This window comes from Clostridium sp. DSM 17811, from assembly GCF_018861905.1.
Classification (GTDB): domain Bacteria; phylum Bacillota; class Clostridia; order Clostridiales; family Clostridiaceae; genus Clostridium_AD; species Clostridium_AD frigoriphilum.
The window spans coordinates 106002-124772 of record NZ_JAHLDU010000003.1 but is presented as its reverse complement, the minus strand read 5'-3'; the positions used below and the strand labels follow the sequence as shown (position 1 = coordinate 124772).

General features: G+C 29.5%; 16 protein-coding genes. 2 read left to right on the top strand and 14 right to left on the bottom strand.

Annotation, left to right across the window (positions count from 1 at the left end):
• The 9 genes from smc to pta all read right to left on the bottom strand — a co-directional run bounded on the left by smc (position 1) and on the right by pta (position 10236).
• On the bottom strand, positions 1 to 3555 hold the full coding sequence (smc, locus tag KPL44_RS05950) for a chromosome segregation protein SMC (protein WP_216247987.1): 3555 nt from the start codon (positions 3553 to 3555) through the stop codon (positions 1 to 3).
• Between the two features lie 225 nt (positions 3556 to 3780).
• On the bottom strand, positions 3781 to 4890 hold the full coding sequence (locus tag KPL44_RS05945; RefSeq protein WP_216247986.1) for an elongator complex protein 3: 1110 nt from the start codon (positions 4888 to 4890) through the stop codon (positions 3781 to 3783).
• Positions 4883 to 5584, bottom strand: a complete 702-nt coding sequence (gene rnc, locus KPL44_RS05940; protein WP_216247985.1) for a ribonuclease III — start codon at positions 5582 to 5584, stop codon at positions 4883 to 4885. The genes KPL44_RS05945 and rnc overlap by 8 nt, the downstream gene beginning before the upstream one ends.
• 47 nt (positions 5585 to 5631) lie before the next feature.
• On the bottom strand, positions 5632 to 5862 hold the full coding sequence (gene acpP / locus KPL44_RS05935; RefSeq protein WP_216247984.1) for an acyl carrier protein: 231 nt from the start codon (positions 5860 to 5862) through the stop codon (positions 5632 to 5634).
• A gap of 52 nt (positions 5863 to 5914) precedes the next feature.
• A complete protein-coding gene (plsX, locus tag KPL44_RS05930; RefSeq protein ID WP_216247983.1) occupies positions 5915 to 6922 on the bottom strand; it encodes a phosphate acyltransferase PlsX in 1008 nt (335 codons plus the stop codon).
• 186 nt (positions 6923 to 7108) lie between these two features.
• On the bottom strand, positions 7109 to 7294 hold the full coding sequence (gene rpmF / locus KPL44_RS05925) for a 50S ribosomal protein L32 (RefSeq protein ID WP_071613246.1): 186 nt from the start codon (positions 7292 to 7294) through the stop codon (positions 7109 to 7111).
• 12 nt (positions 7295 to 7306) lie between these two features.
• Complete coding sequence (locus KPL44_RS05920; RefSeq protein WP_071613247.1) at positions 7307 to 7807, bottom strand: YceD family protein; 501 nt, start codon at positions 7805 to 7807, stop codon at positions 7307 to 7309.
• A gap of 204 nt (positions 7808 to 8011) precedes the next feature.
• On the bottom strand, positions 8012 to 9205 hold the full coding sequence (locus tag KPL44_RS05915) for an acetate/propionate family kinase (RefSeq protein ID WP_216247982.1): 1194 nt from the start codon (positions 9203 to 9205) through the stop codon (positions 8012 to 8014).
• Positions 9206 to 9234: 29 nt separating this feature from the next.
• Positions 9235 to 10236, bottom strand: coding sequence for a phosphate acetyltransferase (gene pta, locus KPL44_RS05910; protein WP_216247981.1), 1002 nt, complete (start codon positions 10234 to 10236; stop codon positions 9235 to 9237).
• A gap of 480 nt (positions 10237 to 10716) precedes the next feature.
• Between pta and KPL44_RS05905 the strand changes: the two genes are divergently transcribed.
• Positions 10717 to 11940, top strand: a complete 1224-nt coding sequence (locus KPL44_RS05905) for a nucleotidyltransferase (RefSeq protein WP_216247980.1) — start codon at positions 10717 to 10719, stop codon at positions 11938 to 11940.
• A gap of 136 nt (positions 11941 to 12076) precedes the next feature.
• A complete protein-coding gene (gene ylbJ, locus KPL44_RS05900) occupies positions 12077 to 13255 on the top strand; it encodes a sporulation integral membrane protein YlbJ (protein ID WP_216247979.1) in 1179 nt (392 codons plus the stop codon).
• Here the strand turns inward: ylbJ and KPL44_RS05895 are convergent.
• From KPL44_RS05895 to KPL44_RS05875, 5 genes are all read right to left on the bottom strand, one after another.
• A complete protein-coding gene (locus tag KPL44_RS05895) occupies positions 13238 to 13762 on the bottom strand; it encodes an ATPase (protein ID WP_216247978.1) in 525 nt (174 codons plus the stop codon). The genes ylbJ and KPL44_RS05895 overlap by 18 nt on opposite strands.
• Before the next feature lie 10 nt (positions 13763 to 13772).
• The gene (gene coaD, locus KPL44_RS05890) at positions 13773 to 14255 is read right to left on the bottom strand and encodes a pantetheine-phosphate adenylyltransferase (RefSeq protein WP_216247977.1); all 483 of its coding nucleotides are present in this window, start codon (positions 14253 to 14255) and stop codon (positions 13773 to 13775) included.
• 81 nt (positions 14256 to 14336) lie between these two features.
• A complete protein-coding gene (gene rsmD, locus KPL44_RS05885; protein ID WP_216247976.1) occupies positions 14337 to 14900 on the bottom strand; it encodes a 16S rRNA (guanine(966)-N(2))-methyltransferase RsmD in 564 nt (187 codons plus the stop codon).
• Between the two features lie 76 nt (positions 14901 to 14976).
• Positions 14977 to 17013 carry an ATP-dependent DNA helicase RecG gene (recG, locus tag KPL44_RS05880; protein WP_216247975.1) on the bottom strand — a complete coding sequence of 679 codons (2037 nt, stop codon included), beginning with the start codon at positions 17011 to 17013 and terminating at the stop codon, positions 14977 to 14979.
• 90 nt (positions 17014 to 17103) lie between these two features.
• Complete coding sequence (locus KPL44_RS05875; RefSeq protein ID WP_216247974.1) at positions 17104 to 18762, bottom strand: DAK2 domain-containing protein; 1659 nt, start codon at positions 18760 to 18762, stop codon at positions 17104 to 17106.
• Positions 18763 to 18771: the final 9 nt, after the last annotated feature.

Genomic DNA, 18771 nt, shown 5'->3' with positions numbered 1-18771 from the left:
TTACTTTTTTAAATCAATGGATACTATTTTTGACACACCCTTCTCTTCCATGGTAACACCATATAATACATCTCCAGCCTCCATAGTTCCTTTCCTGTGAGTTATTATAATGAACTGAACATTGTCCGCAAACCTCTTTAAAAACTCTGCGTATCTAACAACGTTTGCATCATCGAGTGCTGCCTCTATTTCATCCAAAATACAAAATGGTGTTGGCTTCATCTTAAGTATTGCAAATAATAATGCAATCGCTGATAAAACTTTTTCCCCACCAGACATCAAACTTATATTTTGAAGTTTTTTCCCTGGTGGCTGAACGTTTATGTCGATTTTTGCTGTAAGTTCATCGCCCTCTGTAAGTATTAAATCTGCGCTACCACCTTTAAATAACTCCATGAATGTCTCATTAAAATTTTTTCTTAATATAATAAAATTTTCCGCAAATATTTTTTTCATTTTTTGTGTCATTCCACTTATTACAGTCAATAATTCATTTTTAGCTGATACTAAGTCTTCCTTTTGACCATTCATAAATGTATATTTGTCTTTGACCTCTTTATACTCTTCAATAGCGCTTACATTTATTTTACCGAGAAGTGTTATATCCTCTTTTAATTTTGCTATTTCATTTTTAAGCTTATAAATATCATCAATTTCTTTTTTAAATATTAGAGCCTCCGCATATGTTAGTTCAAAGTCTTCATTTAATTTTTTATAGTAATTATCCTTTTCCATACTTACTTTTGCTAGAGCTAATTGACACTTATATAAACTTTTTTCCGTTTTTTCAAGTATCGACGTAACATTATCAAACTGATCCACATTTGTTTTTATATTATCTTTAATCTTAATCCTTTGAATTTCATAATCATCAAAGTTTTTTTTCATTTCTTCTATGTTAATCAATATTTCATTTGCCTTTTTTTCTACACTTTGAATTGAACATACACTTGTTTCTTTATTTTTTATAGCTTCTTCTATTTCTCTAGAATATATAATTATCTTTTCACTTCGAGATACTATGTCTAAATTCAATCTTTTAATTTCAGACTCCTTATTACGTAACGTCTCATAGACTTGCGCTTTTTTTATCTTAGACTCTGTAATTACTTCTTTTATATTGTCAATTTCTTGCAATTTATCTTTTAATTTAAATTCAATTCTATTTAAATTTTCATCTATTTCGTCTTTTAAATGCGTGAACTTAGTAACTAGCATATTCTTTTCTTCAATTTCTATATATCCTTTTTTAAGTTTATTATCTTCTAAAGATTTTTCAATCTTTGAATTTTTACTATTGCTTTGCAATCTATTTGTATCATCCACTATTGAGTTTATTTTAGCCTCTTTTTTTGCTACCTCGATGTTTTCAAAGTGAATTTTTTCTCTAATTTTTAAATTTTCATCATCATATCTTAAAATTTCAGTTTTACCTTTTTTTATTTTTTCTAGATAAATAATATTTTCTTTTTTTAGAGTTGATAAATCCTTATCTAATTCTTTAAGTTCTCTTTTTCTTCCAATTATACTTGAAGTTTTTGTATATATACTTCCACCAGTTAGTGACCCGCCAACATTTATAATCTCACCCGATAGCGTAACAATTTTAATCCTATGATTATTACATTTTGATATCTGTAAAGCTGAATCCATATCTTTACAAATAATTGTTCTACCTAAAATAAATGCCATAACCTCACTAAATTTTTTATCATACTCTATAAGTTCGCTTGCTATTCCTACAAAACCTGAATTACTTTTAGTTTCATTATCAATGATAATCTTTCTGCCTTTAATAATGTTTAAGGGTAAAAATGTCGCACGTCCAAGTTTATTTGCTTTTAAATAATTTATTAATAATCTTGCCACATTTTCATCTTTAGTTATTATGTGTGATATAGTACCACCCAAAGCAATTTCTAAAGCCACTTCCAAATACTTTTCGACCCTTATAATTTCACCAAGTACAAAACATTCATGAACATTACCTATCTTACCTTCATTAACGTTTTGCATTAAGTTCTTTACCGATTTATTATAACCTTCATGTTTTTTCTCGAGCATTGTAAGTACATTAAAATTAGCTTCCGCTTTGTTAATTTTAAAACTACAATTCTTCATATCTTTTTCATCTATAGCTAAAATATTTTGAAGTTTAATAATTTCGATTTTATTTTCATCAAGTTTACTTTGACATTGTATTATTTTGTGCCTTACTTCTTTCATTTCATTTTCAAACGTTATTTTTGTAGTAAGGTTCACTTTTATTGAATTTTCAAGGTCTTCAATAGTATTTGTAAGCATAATCAGTCTATTTTTAGATATATCTATATTATTATTTAATAATAACAAACTATTGCTAGACACCATATTTCCGTTAATATTATTTTGCTTTTCTTCCTTAAGCGATTTAATTTCATTGCTTTCAATTTCTATGTTTTCCTGAATCGTTTTTATTTTTATTTCTTCTGATTTGATTCCTTCATCTATTTCTATTTGAATATTTTTTATATTATTTAATGAGTCCTCGGCTTTTGTGTTATTATTTTTAAGTTCTAACAAACTTTTATGAGTTATACAACTTTCATTAGTTGTTTTATCAATGACTTTTTCCAAATTTTCTATTCTCTCATGAAGAATATTTATTTGTGAAATATTATTTTGATATATTATCTTATTATCATAAAATAATTGTTTTTCTTCCTGGCTTTTATTTTCAAATTTTTCAAACTTATCATTTAATAATTCAACATCTTTCTTAAAAGATATTTTTTCTTCCGTAGTTTTTACAACTTGTACCTGCAAATTATCTAATTCATCATGTAATCCTTTGATTCTTTCTTCTACTTTAGTAATAGAATCAATAATTATGCTAACCTCTTTGCTTTTCAATTCTTCGAAAAGCTTTAGAAATCTTTTTGCCTTATCACTTTCATTCATTAATGGTTCTAATCGTTCCTCATAAGTACTTAAGATATCACTTATTCTAATTAAATTTTGATCTGTGTTATCTAGTCTTTTTTCTGCTTCTTCTTTCCTTGTTTTATACTTAACAATTCCTGCTGCTTCTTCAAATAATTTTCTTCTTTCTTCAGCTTTACCACTTAAAATAGCATCTATTTTACCTTGGCCAATAATTGAATATCCTTCTTTTCCTATTCCTGTATCCATAAAAAGCTGTTGAACATCTTTTAACCTACAAGATGTATTATTTATTAAATATTCACTTTCTCCTGAACGATATAATCTTCTCGATATAGTTACATTAGCATAATCAATATCCAATTCTGACTCGCTATTATCAAGCGTTAACGACACCTGAGCTAGCCCCACCGGTTTTCTAAACTGTGTACCCGCAAATATAACATCTTCCATTTTATCGCCTCTTAGGCTTCGTACACTTTGTTCTCCAAGGACCCATCTTACGGCATCCGAGATATTACTTTTTCCACTTCCATTAGGCCCAACTACTGCTGTAATACCTTTCTCAAATGTTAACTCCGTCTTATCTGCAAAGGATTTAAATCCTCTTATTTCAATTGATTTTAAGAACATGAAACACTCTCCTATTTTACCTGAATAACATTGGCAATACAAAACCTATAGTGAAAATAAAAACAATGCCATAAATTATTACCTTTGTATATTTATCTCTTTTTGCCTTTTTCATACGTCACCTCATATTTTAATTTTTCAATTTTTTTTAAAATAAAAAAAGAATATATTACTGTAAATTTATTGAATGCAATATATATTTTATTAACCTTTTAAAAATTGAAATTATATTTTATACACTAAATCAGAATTTTTTTTATACTTTATAGACACATACTCATATATAGTCATAATAATACACTGTTCTTTTATTTTTATGTTAAGACTTCCACGTTTAACTGTAATATCTTGAGATACATCTATAGAAATTGTTTTCAATCTATTTTTTAGTTCATTAAAATAAATTTTTCCATTAGCATAAAGCTTTGAAATATCTTTTGGATTAATTTTTACTAAAGCCCTATCATAAATAATTTCTTTATTAAAACTATTCATAATAACATCATATATTAAATCACTATATATACTACCCTCAACTAGCTCTCTAAATGCAGGGTGAAATGGACCCGCAACAAGATCATGTCCCTCTGATATCTCGCTTGTAGGTTGTAATCCTATTCTAATAACATTTATTTGGTTTTGGGTCAACATAATATAAATAACCTTACTTATATTTACCGCCTCACTTAGTGAATAAGGGTTAAACTTATGCTCTATGTACATTCTTTCCATTTGAGTGTTTTTAATCACAAGAGCAGGATATATACGGCAAATATCTGGTTTAAGAGCAATAACTCTTTTAGTTGTCTCAATATCTTTAGTTATATTATCTCCTGGAAGGCCTATCATTATTTGATGTCCTAAAGTGAAACCATATTGCCTTATAAGCTTAGATGCATATTCTACATCTGACGCAGTATGACCCCGTCCAGATTTTAACAGCACCTCTTCATCCATAGATTGGACTCCAAGTTCTATAATATCTACAGAGTACTTTTTTAAATTTTTTAATATATTATCATCAATGTAATCCGGTCTTGTAGATAACCTAATGTATTTTATTTTATTATTATCTTTAAACTTTTTAGCAACAGTTAATAATTCTATTTGTTTTTCTATTTTTATAGCTGTAAATGTCCCTCCAAAAAAGGACACTTCAATGATAGCATCATCATTCTTTATTGTTTCAAGGTATTCATTTATTGTTTTTTCCACATACATTGCATCGACTTTCGATTTTGTTCCTGTTATACTATCTTGATTACAAAACACACACTCATGGGGGCAGCCTTCATGCGGTACAAATATAGGAATAATATAATGCAAATTACTCATGTACATCATCCGTGCTTTCCATAACCTCTTTAGCTGCATTTTGTTCTGCTTCTTTTTTGCTAAACCCTTGCCCTGAACCTTTCAAACAATCATTTATCAAAATATTAACAAAAAACTTTCGTCTATGAGGTGGTCCTTCAAATTTTACAAGCTCATAACGGATATTAACTTCTCCATTTTGCTGAAATATCTCTTGAAGTTTTGTCTTATAATCTAAAATTATCTCATTATTAATTGCTTTCTCAATAGTTGTTTTAAAGTTATTAAGTATAAACTCCTTAGAATATTCTATTCCTTTATCTAGATATATAGCAGCAAGCACTGCTTCAACACAATCGGCGAGTATAGACACTCTATTTCTACCGCCAGTAATTTCTTCCCCCTTACTCATGTTCATATATAAACCAAGTTCCCAACTATTGGCTATATCACAAAGCGAATTTTCGCACACTATCAGTGACCTAATTTTAGTTAAATAACCTTCAGGTTTCTGCGTAAAACGACTATATAAGTGTTCAGATATTATAAGCTGCAATACTGAATCCCCTAAGAACTCGAGTCTTTCATTAAACTCAACTTTCTTTTTTTGATTTGCATAAGAACTATGGGTAATTGCAGTTTTTAATAAATCCTTATCACTAAAATTTAATTTCAGTTTATTTTCAAGGTCCTGTAATTGTATATCATTTTTCATAATCATTACTCCTTCTCGGAAGTTTATTTTATCCGCAGTTATATCACTTATTCCTCAGAATGAGCTTTAATATATTCTACTATATCACCAACAGTGACAATTTTTTCAACATCTTCATCAGGAATTTCTATATCATATTTTTCCTCAAGTTCCATAATCAATTCTACAATATCAAGTGAATCTGCACCTAAATCATTCATAAAAGATGATTCTATTTTTATTTCTTCCTCGTCTATATTTAATTGTGATGATATGCACACTCTAATTTCCTCAAACATAATTTTTCACCTCCTTGTATTTTATGTTACATAATAATCATCAGTATCCAGATTATACTTTTCCCTTATCTGATAGCTTTTCAATTTCTAGTTTTAATTTGTCAACAACATTATTTTCATAAAATATTGTTGCCTGTTTAATTGCATTTTTAAAAGCTTTGGCATCTGAACTTCCATGAGCTTTTATGCAAATACCATTTACTCCAAGAAATGCAGCTCCACCATATTCTTTATAATCGAAATCTTTTTTAAACTTTTTAAAGACTGGCTTTAACAACATGCCGCCAATCTTACTTCTAAATGATGCCATTATACTTGTTTTCAATAAATCAAATATAGTAGCAACAGTACCTTCATATAATTTTAAAATTACATTTCCAGTGAACCCATCACATACTAAAACATTAACATCTCCAGTTGGAATTTCTCTAGCTTCCACATTGCCTACAAAATTTAAATTTGCTTCCTTCAATAACTTAAATGTTGCTTTAGAAAGTTCATTACCCTTTTCTTCTTCCGTCCCTATATTTACAAGCCCTACAGATGGATTAACTACATTTAAAATATTTTCAAAATATATTTTCCCCATAATTCCAAATTGCAATAAATAATTGGGTTTGCACTCTGCATTTGCTCCACAATCAATAATCATAAAAGGCATTTTTTTACCTGGCATTACCGGTGCGAGTGCTGGTCTATCTATCCCCTTTATTCTTCCCACTATAAGCGTACATCCAGCCAAAAACGCGCCCGTACTTCCCGCTGAAATAACGGCATCTGCCTCTCCACTTTTCACAAGATTTAATGCCCTCACTAAACTAGAATCCTTTTTACGCTTAAGAGCCATTACCGGATGCTCACTTACATGAATAACTTCTGTGGCATTAATAATTTTTATTTTATTAGTATCATAGGTATGCTTTTTTAACTCTTCTCTTATTAAATCTTCACTGCCAGTTATTAATATATTTATATCGTATTCTTTTATAGCTGCAATACAACCTTCAACCACAGCATTTGGAGAGAAATCTCCACCCATTCCATCTACAACAACTACCATTTTAAGACCTCACTTTGAATCTTCCAAATAAACGAATAAATATCTATTTATTTACTTGGTTATTTATTTGTTTACTTATATTATATACCATATTATTTAAATATCTATAGTCTTAACAATGCTAAAATGCAAATATAATTATATTTGTATTTAAAAACAAAAAAGAAAGTCTTTCGACTTTCCTTTTTATTTTTGTTCCATTGAAACAACTTCTCTATTTTTGTAATATCCACAGTTTTTACATACTCTGTGAGCAAGCTTCATATCGTGGCATTGAGGACATTCAACTATTCCTGGTAAACCAAGTTTAAATGTTTGCGCTCTTCGAGAATCTCTTCTACCTTTAGAAAATTTTCTAGCAGGATTTCCCATTGTAACACCTCCTTAATCAGTTGAAAACAAATTTTTTAATTTTGCCAACCTTGGATCAATATCATCAATAACACAATTACATGTATTATGATTTAAATTAATTCCACACTGATGGCATAAGCCTTTACAATCTTTATTACAAAGTCTTTTTATAGGCAGAATAGAAATGATATTATTTTCCACAATCTCATTTAAATCTAATCTATCATCTTCAATAAAAATAATATCCTCATCTTCACTCTTTAGAGTTTTCGACAATCTTTCATTTAATTCAATATGTATTAAATAAGAAAAGGTCTCAAGACACCTAGAACAAGCAAGTAATAGTTCTGTATCAATACTTCCAGTTAAATCTATATCATCATCATTAGATTTTAAAGTCAAATGCATTTTAACTGGTTTAGAAAATTGTATAAATTCATTATCATAGCAAAACTTAGCTTTTTCTAAATCTAAATCAATTTCTTTTCTTGCTTTTTTATTACTAAATAATTCTGAAACGTCTATTACCATACTATCCACTCTGAAAAACCAAATATTAATTGATTTTTCTCATATAAAGAAAATCTCTATATCTTGTATAAAAAAATTATACAGCTCGAGCAAAGCTTCTGCGTCCCTCCTAACTAAATTGTTTTTTACTTACTTCAAACACAGTCTATTATATAAACAATACAATAAAAAGTCAAGAATTATTTATCATAGAATTTAGTAATTTTATTTTATAAGAGCCATAGTGTCTCTTGCAATTACTAGTTCTTCATTCGTTGGTATAACTAATATTTTAGTTTTCGAATCATCGGTGTTTACTTCGGCTTCAATTCCTGAAACATTATTTTTTGACTTATCTAAAACTGCTCCCAAAAATTCTAGGCCCTTACATACTCCCTCTCTTATTCTAGAAGAATTTTCACCAAGTCCGGCTGTAAATATAATTGCATCTACTCCGCCCATTACTGCTGCATAAGCACCTATAAATTTCTTAGCTTTATAACAAAATATATCAATTGCGAGTTGGGCTCTTTGATTTCCATCATTTGTTGCAGCTGAATTTACATCTCTAAAGTCACTACTTACTCCTGATACACCTAAAAGACCTGACTCTTTGTTCATTAAGTTATCTACTTCATCAACTGTTAATTTCAATTCTTTCATCATATATATTAATATAGCTGGGTCTATACTTCCACATCTAGTGCCCATAGCCATTCCTTCAAGTGGAGTGAATCCCATACTTGTCTCTACTGACTTACCATTTTGAATCGCAGAAATACTTGCTCCATTTCCTAAATGACAAGTTATTAATTTTAATTTTTTTATATCCTTACCCATCATTTCTGCAGCTTTATCTGAAACATATTTGTGAGACGTTCCATGGAATCCATATTTTCTAACACTATGGTCAGTATAAAGCCAATATGGAAGTGGGTATATATATGCGACCTCTGGAATAGTTTGATGGAATGCAGTATCAAATACCGCCACCATTTTCGTATTTGGCATCAATGCTTTGCAAGCATTAATTCCAATTATATTAGCTGGATTGTGAAGAGGTGCAAGTTTTGTACACTCTTCTAAACCTTTCATTACTTCATCATTAAGTATAACTGAATTTGCATACTTTTCTCCACCATGAACTACTCTATGTCCGACTGCACCTATTTCAGATAAGTCTTTAATAACTCCATGTTCGTGATCTACAAGTGCTCCAAGTACCACTCTAATAGCATCTGTATGGTTTTCCATAGGCTCTTCAATAATGTATTTCTTTCCATCAACCTTTTGAGTTAATATTGATTTCTTTGTTGCTATTCTCTCAACTAATCCCAGGGCTACGCATTGTTCATTTTCCATATCTATTAATTGGTACTTAAGCGATGAACTTCCACAGTTTATAACTAATATTTTCATTAACATCTTCTCCCCTCATTATCTCATAACTATTTTTGAATTTGAGCTTGAACTGCTGTTACTGCAACAACATTAACTATATCATCCACACTGCATCCTCTTGATAAATCATTTATAGGCTTCGCAAATCCTTGACAAACTGGTCCAATAGCTTTTGCCCTCGCAAATCTTTGCACTAATTTATATCCAATATTTCCAGATTGTATATCTGGAAATATTAAAACATTTGCCTTTCCAGCCACAGTACTATTTGGTGCCTTTTGTTTTGCTACGCTAGCAACAATAGCTGCATCTAACTGAAGTTCTCCATCAATTTGTAAATCGGGTCTAGCATTCTTTGCTATTTCAGTAGCCTTCACTACTTTATCAACTTTTTCATGCTTTGCACTGCCCATAGTTGAAAAAGAAAGCATCGCAACTTTAGGTTCAAACCCACATAATAATTTTGCATTATCTGCAGTACTAATAGCGATAGCTGCTAATTCTTCTGCCGTAGGGTTTATATTAACAGCAGAATCTGCAAATAAAAGCAGTCCGTCTTCTCCATATTCATCATGAGGCAATTCCATTATAAAAAAGCTTGAAATAACCTTAATTCCTGGTGCAGTTTTTACGATTTGCATTCCAGGTCTAAGTAAATCACCTGTATAATGCACTGCTCCTGAAACCATTCCATCAGCTTCTCCCATCTTAAGCATCATAGTTCCAAAATACACGCAATCCTTCATAGTCTCAGCCGCTTTTTCTATAGTCATTCCTTTATTTTTTCTTAACTCATAAAATTCCTTTGCATAAACCTCAGTTTTTTCAGAATTTTTTGGATCTACAATTTCTATACCGCAAATATTTACTGAAAGTTCAGCGGCTTTATTATGTATTATACTTGCATCACCTATTAATATTACTTCAGCTAATGAATTATTTTTAATAATTTCACTAGCTTTTATAGTTCTTTCTTCCTCGCCTTCTGGAAGTACTATTCTTTTTTTGTCTGCTTGTGCCATTTTGTGCATTTTTTCTATAAATGTCATTATTTTCTCCTCTCAATTACTATCGACTTGTATCCATTTATAATATACACTATTTAATCTGTACATTTCAATATAGATAAATTATTAACATAATTTATCTATATTTCATAATCATTCAGCAAAATAGCCTTTGCCCTAATCCAAAATTATACTAATGATTTTATAAAATATTTGCTGTCTTAATTCTCATATTTTTCTGTAAATCATCCAATATTAACTTGTATAAAACTGAAAATCAACGTAATTTATTTTTAAATCATGTGTATAATAATTTATTTTTATTATGTAACTTTCGTCTCTTTTTATACCAAAATATATCTACTTTTAATAATTCATTATATATTATATAATATATAAGACATGTTAAGAATTCTTCAATTTTAGATTAATATATATTTCAAAGAGATATTAGATTCTTACACTTTTATTATACTTAAATTATTAGCTTATAATTTATATGAGCTTCCAAGAGGTGACTTAATGAATGTTTCAGGTATAATCGTTGAATATAATCCACTGCATAATGGCCATGTATATCATATTAATAAAACCAAGGAACTTACAAATTGCGATGTTTTAATTGGTGTTATGAGTGGTAATTTTACTCAACGTGGAATTCCATCGAGTATTGACAAATGGACAAAAACTAGAATGGCTTTAAACAACGGAATAGATTTAGTAATAGAATTACCAACTATCTACAGTGTGTCTTCAGCAGAATTTTTTGCAGAGGGAGCTGTCAGTCTTTTAAACAGCTTAGGAATAGTAAATAACATTTGTTTTGGTAGTGAACATGGTGATATTAATGATATATATAATATTTCAAATATACTACTTAAAGAACCTATTGAATTCAAATTAATGTTAAAAATATATCTATCCAAAGGTATTACATACCCTTTAGCAAGAGCTAAGGCACTTTATGAGTATTTAAAAAATTCAAACATGATTATATCGAACTTATTATTAGGTAATTTCTTAAATTCTTCTAATAATATACTAGGTATCGAGTATTGTAAAAGCTTAATAAAACTCAATAGTTCAATCACACCTTATACCTTAAAAAGAAAAGGTGCATCTTACAACAGTAATTCTATAAATAGTGAGTTTTCAAGTGCCACTGCTATAAGAAAATTTGTAAAAGAAAATGGCATTTTAACAAATTTAAAAGATTATGTACCACCATCGGTATTAACTGAAATTAAAGATCTATATTCAAAAAATAACAAGTTTGTATTTGAAGATTCTATGTTCCCGTACATTAAATATAAATCGACTACATCAAAAAATTCCTTAGTAAATTTGCCAGATGTGTCAGAGGGACTTGATAATAAAATTGTTAAATCATTACAAAATAATTCGACCTACGCAAGTGCACTTGAAGATATAAAAAGCAAACGTTACACCTATAGCCGAATCAGCAGAATATTATGCCAATACTTTATAGGCTTTGATGATTTTGATACTACGAGATTAAGATCAGAGCCTTGCCCCTATGCTCGAGTTTTAGGCTTTAATTCAAAAGGAAAGTCAATTCTAAGCTCTATAAAATCAAACAGTAGCATTCCACTTTATACCAAGATTTCTAAAAAATCAAATGAAACATTAAGGCTTGACATTCAATCTACAAGAGCTTATAGCATATTAAATAAAAGTATAGATCCCAGTAGCGACTATTTAATATCCCCCATTATAATAAAATAATAAAACAAATATAATAAATGCGACTATCGTAATTCGATAGTCGCATTTATTATATTTAAAATTAGTATTTCTAATACATAAGTTTATTAAATTCAAATATATTTAGTATAGTAGTACTTTAAGGAGGGGCTTAAAATTGAAATTATTATTAGTTATATTATTATTCTCTATATTGTTTTTGCTATTTAAGTTATTTAAAACTTTTAAAACAAATTTATCTGTGACATTGATTTGTTCCCTTATTATTTTTCAAATAATATTAGCTCCGAATATTTGTATTAAGTACACTATTTCTGGCGCAAAATTATTTTTCAATGCAATTTTTCCATCTCTTTTCCCATTTTTAGTTGTAATAAATATCATAATAGGTTACGACGGTATTCACATTTATTCTAAATTACTAGGGAATTTAATATGTAGACCATTAAAATTGCCAAAAGAATGTAACTTTGCACTTTTAGTTAGTGTACTATGTGGATATCCACTAGGTGCACGGTATACTTGTAATTTATATGAAAAAAACATAATTGATTTAAATTCCTGTGAAAGATTGTTAAATATTGCTTCTAATGCAAGCCCACTTTTCATTTTAGGATCAGTAGGCACATCTATGATGTCTAGTCCTAAAATTGGTTATATACTATTGTCATCTAATATTCTGTCATGTATTTTTATGGGATTAATTATTCCCTCTAAAAATTATGCTTTTAGAGTTAAGTATAGAAGTAGTAATTTTTCTAAAGCTGAGTCAAGCAGCCTAAATATTGGTATCATATTTAAAAACAGTATTGAAGATGCCATTAAAAACACGCTAAGTATAGGTGGTTTTATTGTGATATTCTCAGTAATAACAGGCATAATTAAAGACAATGTCATATTTAACATTGTCATAAGTAAGTTGTCTTTAATTATTGGCGCTTCAAGTAATTTTATAGAAGGTATCTTACTCGGAATGCTTGAGATGACCAATGGCTGTTATTTAATATCCTCTAGCCATTCAAATCTTTATGTAAAACTTCCAGTTTTGAGTTTTTTAATTGCTTTTAGTGGTCTATCTATTATTTCTCAAGTGTATAGCTATACATATAAATATACTGTATCAATAAAAAAATATATTATAAGAAAATTTTTCCAAGGTATAATCTCTGCGATTTTAACAATAATATTATATTATATTTTTTTAAATGTTTCATCTATTCTTACTTTTAATAATATGAGTCTATATAAAAATTATAATTTATACTTGTTAATATTAATAATTTTAATTATACCATCATTACTTATAGCTATAATTAAATTATTTCATACCTCTTAATTCTTTTACATTTTCCCTTATTGATGTTGTAGTATTTGTAACTTCTCCCTGCATAAGTATTAAAAAGTCTTGAACATCACCTTTAATTTCATGAAGCATTTTCTGTCCTTTTAATTCAATTTCTTTATCCAATTGGGATAATATTTCATCCGCATAATCCTTAGCTCCGAGTCTCATAATTTTAGCATCTCTCTGGGCTGAGGCTATAATTTCCTCAGATCTATTTAATGCCTCTTTAACTAGGTCTTGTTTTTCAACTCTTCTTCTTATTTTGTCAACTGTCTCTTCCTCAAAAATCTTAGCTTGTTTTCTTGCATCAACTAAGATTCGTTCTTTTTCATCACAAACCCACTGTGCCTTCTTAAATTCATCTGGCAAATGATTTATAATTTGATCAACTATATCTAATATTTCTCTCTTATTTATAACTGCCTTACCTGTAACAGGTATTTTAGACGAACTCTCAATAATTCCTTGAAGATATTCTAAAAGCTTTATAACATCCATATTTCCCCCCCTATTTAGAATTGATTTTTCTAATGATCTCTGGAATGATTTCCTCAGGTACTAACCCTTTAATAGATCCTCCAAGCATTACAACCTGTTTAACTGACGTAGAACTTATATAACAGTACTCCGTTTTTGTCATCATAAACACCGTCTCCTTACTTGGATCAAGCTTGTTATTCATTGCTGCCATCTGAAACTCATATTCGAAATCAGCAACACTTCTAAGACCTTTAACAATAACCCTAGCGTCCTCTTTATTCATAAGGTTAACAAGTAAACCACTAAACTTCTCCACACGTACATTGGGCAAATTTTTCACTACGTCTTTTATTTGTGCTACTCTCTCATCTACTGAAAATAGACATTTTTTTGCAGGATTAACTACTACTCCTACAATCAATTCATTAAATACTTTTGACGCCCTCTCAATAATGTCTAAATGTCCATTTGTTATTGGGTCAAAACTTCCAGGGCAAATTGCTTTTTTCATGTTATGCCTCCATGTTTTCCTCTAGGTTAGATAACAATTATTAATTATCCCCCCTGTATTTTCTAAAAGAAACTAATAATTTTAATTATTAGTTTCCTTATATTTATAAAACAATACAGTAGTGTTTCCATATTTTCTTGAATCAGACAAATGAATAATACCATTGCCTTCATATATCTCTTCAGATGAATCTATTTTACAGACTATAATCCCCTCTTTACTTAAAAGACTATTGCTAGAAATTATTTCAATAGCAGGTGGGATCATATCTTTTGCATATGGTGGATCTATAAAAATTAAATCAAACACAATCCCTTCATTTGCAAACTGCTCCATGTATTTATACGTATCACCTTTTAAGCATTTACATATATCATTAAACTTTAAATTATCTACATTACTTTGTAACATTTCAAAGGTAGTATCACCCATATCAATAAGGTAGCATTTAGCTGCTCCCCTACTTGCTGCCTCGAGTCCTAAGCTACCTGTACCTGAGAACATATCCACAACTACAGCATCACGTACTCTATTTTGAATTATATTAAATATAGCTTCTTTTATTCTATCTAACGTTGGCCTCGTTCCCATCCCAACAGGTGACAATAACTTTCTTCCTCTTGCACTTCCCGATATAATTCTCATATGTTTATTCCTCCATCTAAGCAAGTTTCGATAATATTTTAACATAAATATGTATTTTATACAAAGATATTTTTACCTAATTAAAGCAAATATAGCTAGAAGTCAACTCGATTTTTTGTAATATCTCATTTTTTATCTTAGTATCGTATGCATTATCACTTTGTATCAACCTCTTTGCTTCACTATTTGCGAGTTTTAAAATACTGATATCTTCAATTACGTCCGATAAAATTAAACCCGATTCTCCATGCTGTCTTATACCAAATAATTCTCCTGCACCCCTAATTTTCAAATCTTCTTCTGCAATAAAAAAGCCATCATTACTTTTTATAAGTATTCCTAGTCTTCTTCTTACTATATTGTTTTTGATATTTGCAAGTAGTATGCAATAGGATTTATATTCACCTCTCCCTACTCTTCCTCTAAGTTGATGAAGCTGTGCAAGTCCAAATCTTTCTGCATTTTCAATTATCATAACTGTAGCGTTTGGTACATTTACACCAACTTCAATTACTGTAGTTGAAACCAAAGCCTTAATTTCCCCTGCTTTAAATTTATCCATAATTTCATTTTTAAGTTTGCTAGGCATTTTTCCATATACCATTCCTACTTCTATATATTTAAATTGTTCTCTTTTTAATTTTTCATAAAGCATCTCAACAGAGCTTAATTTCATTTCTTCATTTTCCTCAACAAGTGGACAAACTATATAGACTTGCCTTCCCTCATTAATCTGTTCTAAAGCAAATTCATACACTTTGGAACTATTCTCAATACTCTCATAAGATGTATCAATTTTCTGCCTACCTGGTGGTAATTCATCGATAATAGATACATCTAAATCACCATATAAATATAAAGATAGCGTTCTTGGAATAGGAGTAGCTGTCATTACAAGAATGTCTATGTTTTTTTCCTTATTAGAAAATCTATTTCTTTGCGAAACTCCAAAACGATGTTGCTCATCAGTAACAATCATACCTAAATTTTCAAATTCCACATTATCCTCAATAAGTGCATGAGTCCCAACTATAATATCAATAGTTCCATCCTTTAAATCTTGTTTAATTAATTGTTTGTTTTTAGCAGTTGTACTTCCACTTAATATTTGTATATTTAATGAAAAATGCTTTAGTATATTTTTAATTTCTTCATAATGTTGCTTTGCTAAAATCTCAGTTGGTGCCATCATGGCTGTTTGATAACCATTTTTTACAACATTAAACATAGTAATAATAGCAACTATAGTTTTGCCACTTCCAACATCCCCCTGTAACAAGCGATTCATAGCAATATCCTTCTTTTGATCTATTAGAATTTCTCTTACAACTTTGCTTTGTGCCTTTGTAAGATTATAAGGAAGCATCGCCTTTAAAGTTGTAAGTTCCTTTGCCATTTTAAATTGAATACCATTATTATGAGATTTTATAAACTCTTTTAACATTAATATTTTTAACGAATATGTAAAAAGCTCCTGAAATTTAAGTCTTCTTTTGGCTTCATTAAGGAATTCTAAGCTTTTAGGACTATGAATACTCCGAATTGCATCATTTAAAGAGCAAAAAGAATATTTTTCTATTATACCTTTCGGCAAATTCTCTGTTATTATAATATTACAGAGTACATCAGAAATAATCTTATTAAAAAAATTATTTGTAATATTATTTTTAAGAGGATACGTAGCAATAATTTCATTTTCATCCATTGATGTATTTTTTACTATTTTAGGATTCATAATTGTGATTTCTTCCTTAAATTTATCCACTTTACCTGTGATAAGATACTTGCTAGAGATTTTAAAACTATTTTTTGCATAAGTTTGATTAAACCACTTACCTTTAAATTCATTATCTCCTTGACAGAAAATTATGGTAGAAAGAGTTTTGTTATTTTTCAACCTAATGTCTTTTAATATACTTAAAACGGTGCACTCAATAATTACTTTCTCAGTTTTTTCACATTCTAAGATGCTTTTATGTACTGATACATTCTCATAATCTCGCGGAAAATATAATAGCAAATCTAACACATTAAAAATCCCGCATTTATTCAAACTCTCTGCCATTTTAGGGCCAACACCTTTTATATATTTTATATCGCTATAAGTATCCATAAATACCACCCCAAAAATAATATTTTATTAATAATTCTGTTCCTTCCATTTCTTGCTGTTTAAGACACATGAAAAAAAGCCCGAGGGCTTTTATTCAACTGAAGCAATAAAATAATACAATGGTTGTTTTCCATTATATTGTTGAATGTCTAAATTTGGGTATTTATGTTCTAAGTTAGAAATAAGCTTTTCTACTTCGGTTAAAACACAATCTTCTCCATAAAAAATTGTAATAAGTTCGCTATTATCATTTACCATGCTTCCAATAATATTAGCGCAAACTTTATACATATCGGTTCCAACCTCACAAATTTTTTGTTCAACTAAGCCTAAAATATTTCCTTGTTTTATTATTTTTCCATCAGATTCAGTATCTTTAACTGCATATGTTACAGAAGCAGTCGCAACATTTCTTATTGCTTCTTTCAACTTTTCCTCATTTTCCTCTACACTAACATCTGGATTAAACATTGTTACAGCAGTTATTCCCTGTGGGATAGTTTTAGATGGAATGACCACTATATTTTTATCTGACAGCTCAGCCGCTTGAAGCGCTGCCATAAGTATATTCTTATTGTTAGGTAGTACAAATATATTTTCAGCATTAATTTTATTTATGCTATCTATTATATCCTGTATACTTGGATTCATAGTTTGTCCGCCTTCTATTACAACATCCACACCTAAATCCTCAAAAATATTTTTTATTCCTTCTCCAAGCGCAACAGATATAAATCCATATTTTTTATTTTCTATTACATTTGCTTTTGTTATATCTTTCTCTAATGATTTTTCTGCTTTCTCATCAGTTATGCCTAATAAGTTTCTATGTTGCTCTCTCATATTTTCAATTTTAACCTTAGACAGTTCCCCTAGCGTTACTGCTTTTGAAAGCACAAGCCCTGGATCATTTGTATGTATGTGAATTTTAAGAAACTCATCTTGTGAAACTACGACCATTGAGTCTCCAATTTTTTCTAAATACTCTTTTAATTTATTTGTATCAACATCTTTCGCTATAATTAATAATTCAGTACAATATCCAAACTTTATTTCTATAGGAACCTCTACATGCGAAGATACAATAGTTTCTTTTTTAGTACTTTGTTTGTTTGTATTATAAATTACAGCCTCAATGTTATTGCTTATAGCTTCCCTCATCCCTTTAAACAATATAAGAAGCCCCATACCACCTGCATCTACTACTTTTGCTTCTTTTAATGCTGAAAGCATATCCGGAGTTTTGTTTAGCATTATTTCACTATGCTTGCAAACCTCATTCATAAGTTCTACAATATCTGAAGTCTCACTATTAACCGCACTTTCACCCGCAGTTTTAATAATAGTTAAGATAGTTCCTTCAGTAGGCCTCATAACAGCTTTATATGCAAACTTTGATCCTTCCAAAATGCTTTTAGCAAATTCTTCAGATGTAGCTTCAGTTATGCCTTCTAGGCCCTTTGCAATGCCTCTAAATATTTGCGATAATATTACTCCCGAATTGCCTCTTGCGCCCATAAGCGCACCTCTAGCTAGTATTTTAGCTATCTCAGCAATAGATTCGGTTTGTATGCTTTCAATTTCTTGCACTGCTGCTTTAAATGTCATTGACATATTAGTACCCGTATCTCCATCTGGAACTGGAAATACATTTAACGAATTCACATATTCTTTCTCATCTTCTAACCTATTTGATGCGTTAATTACCATATTTCGGAAATGCCGTCCATTAATCTTTAAGTATTCCACTTTCTTTGC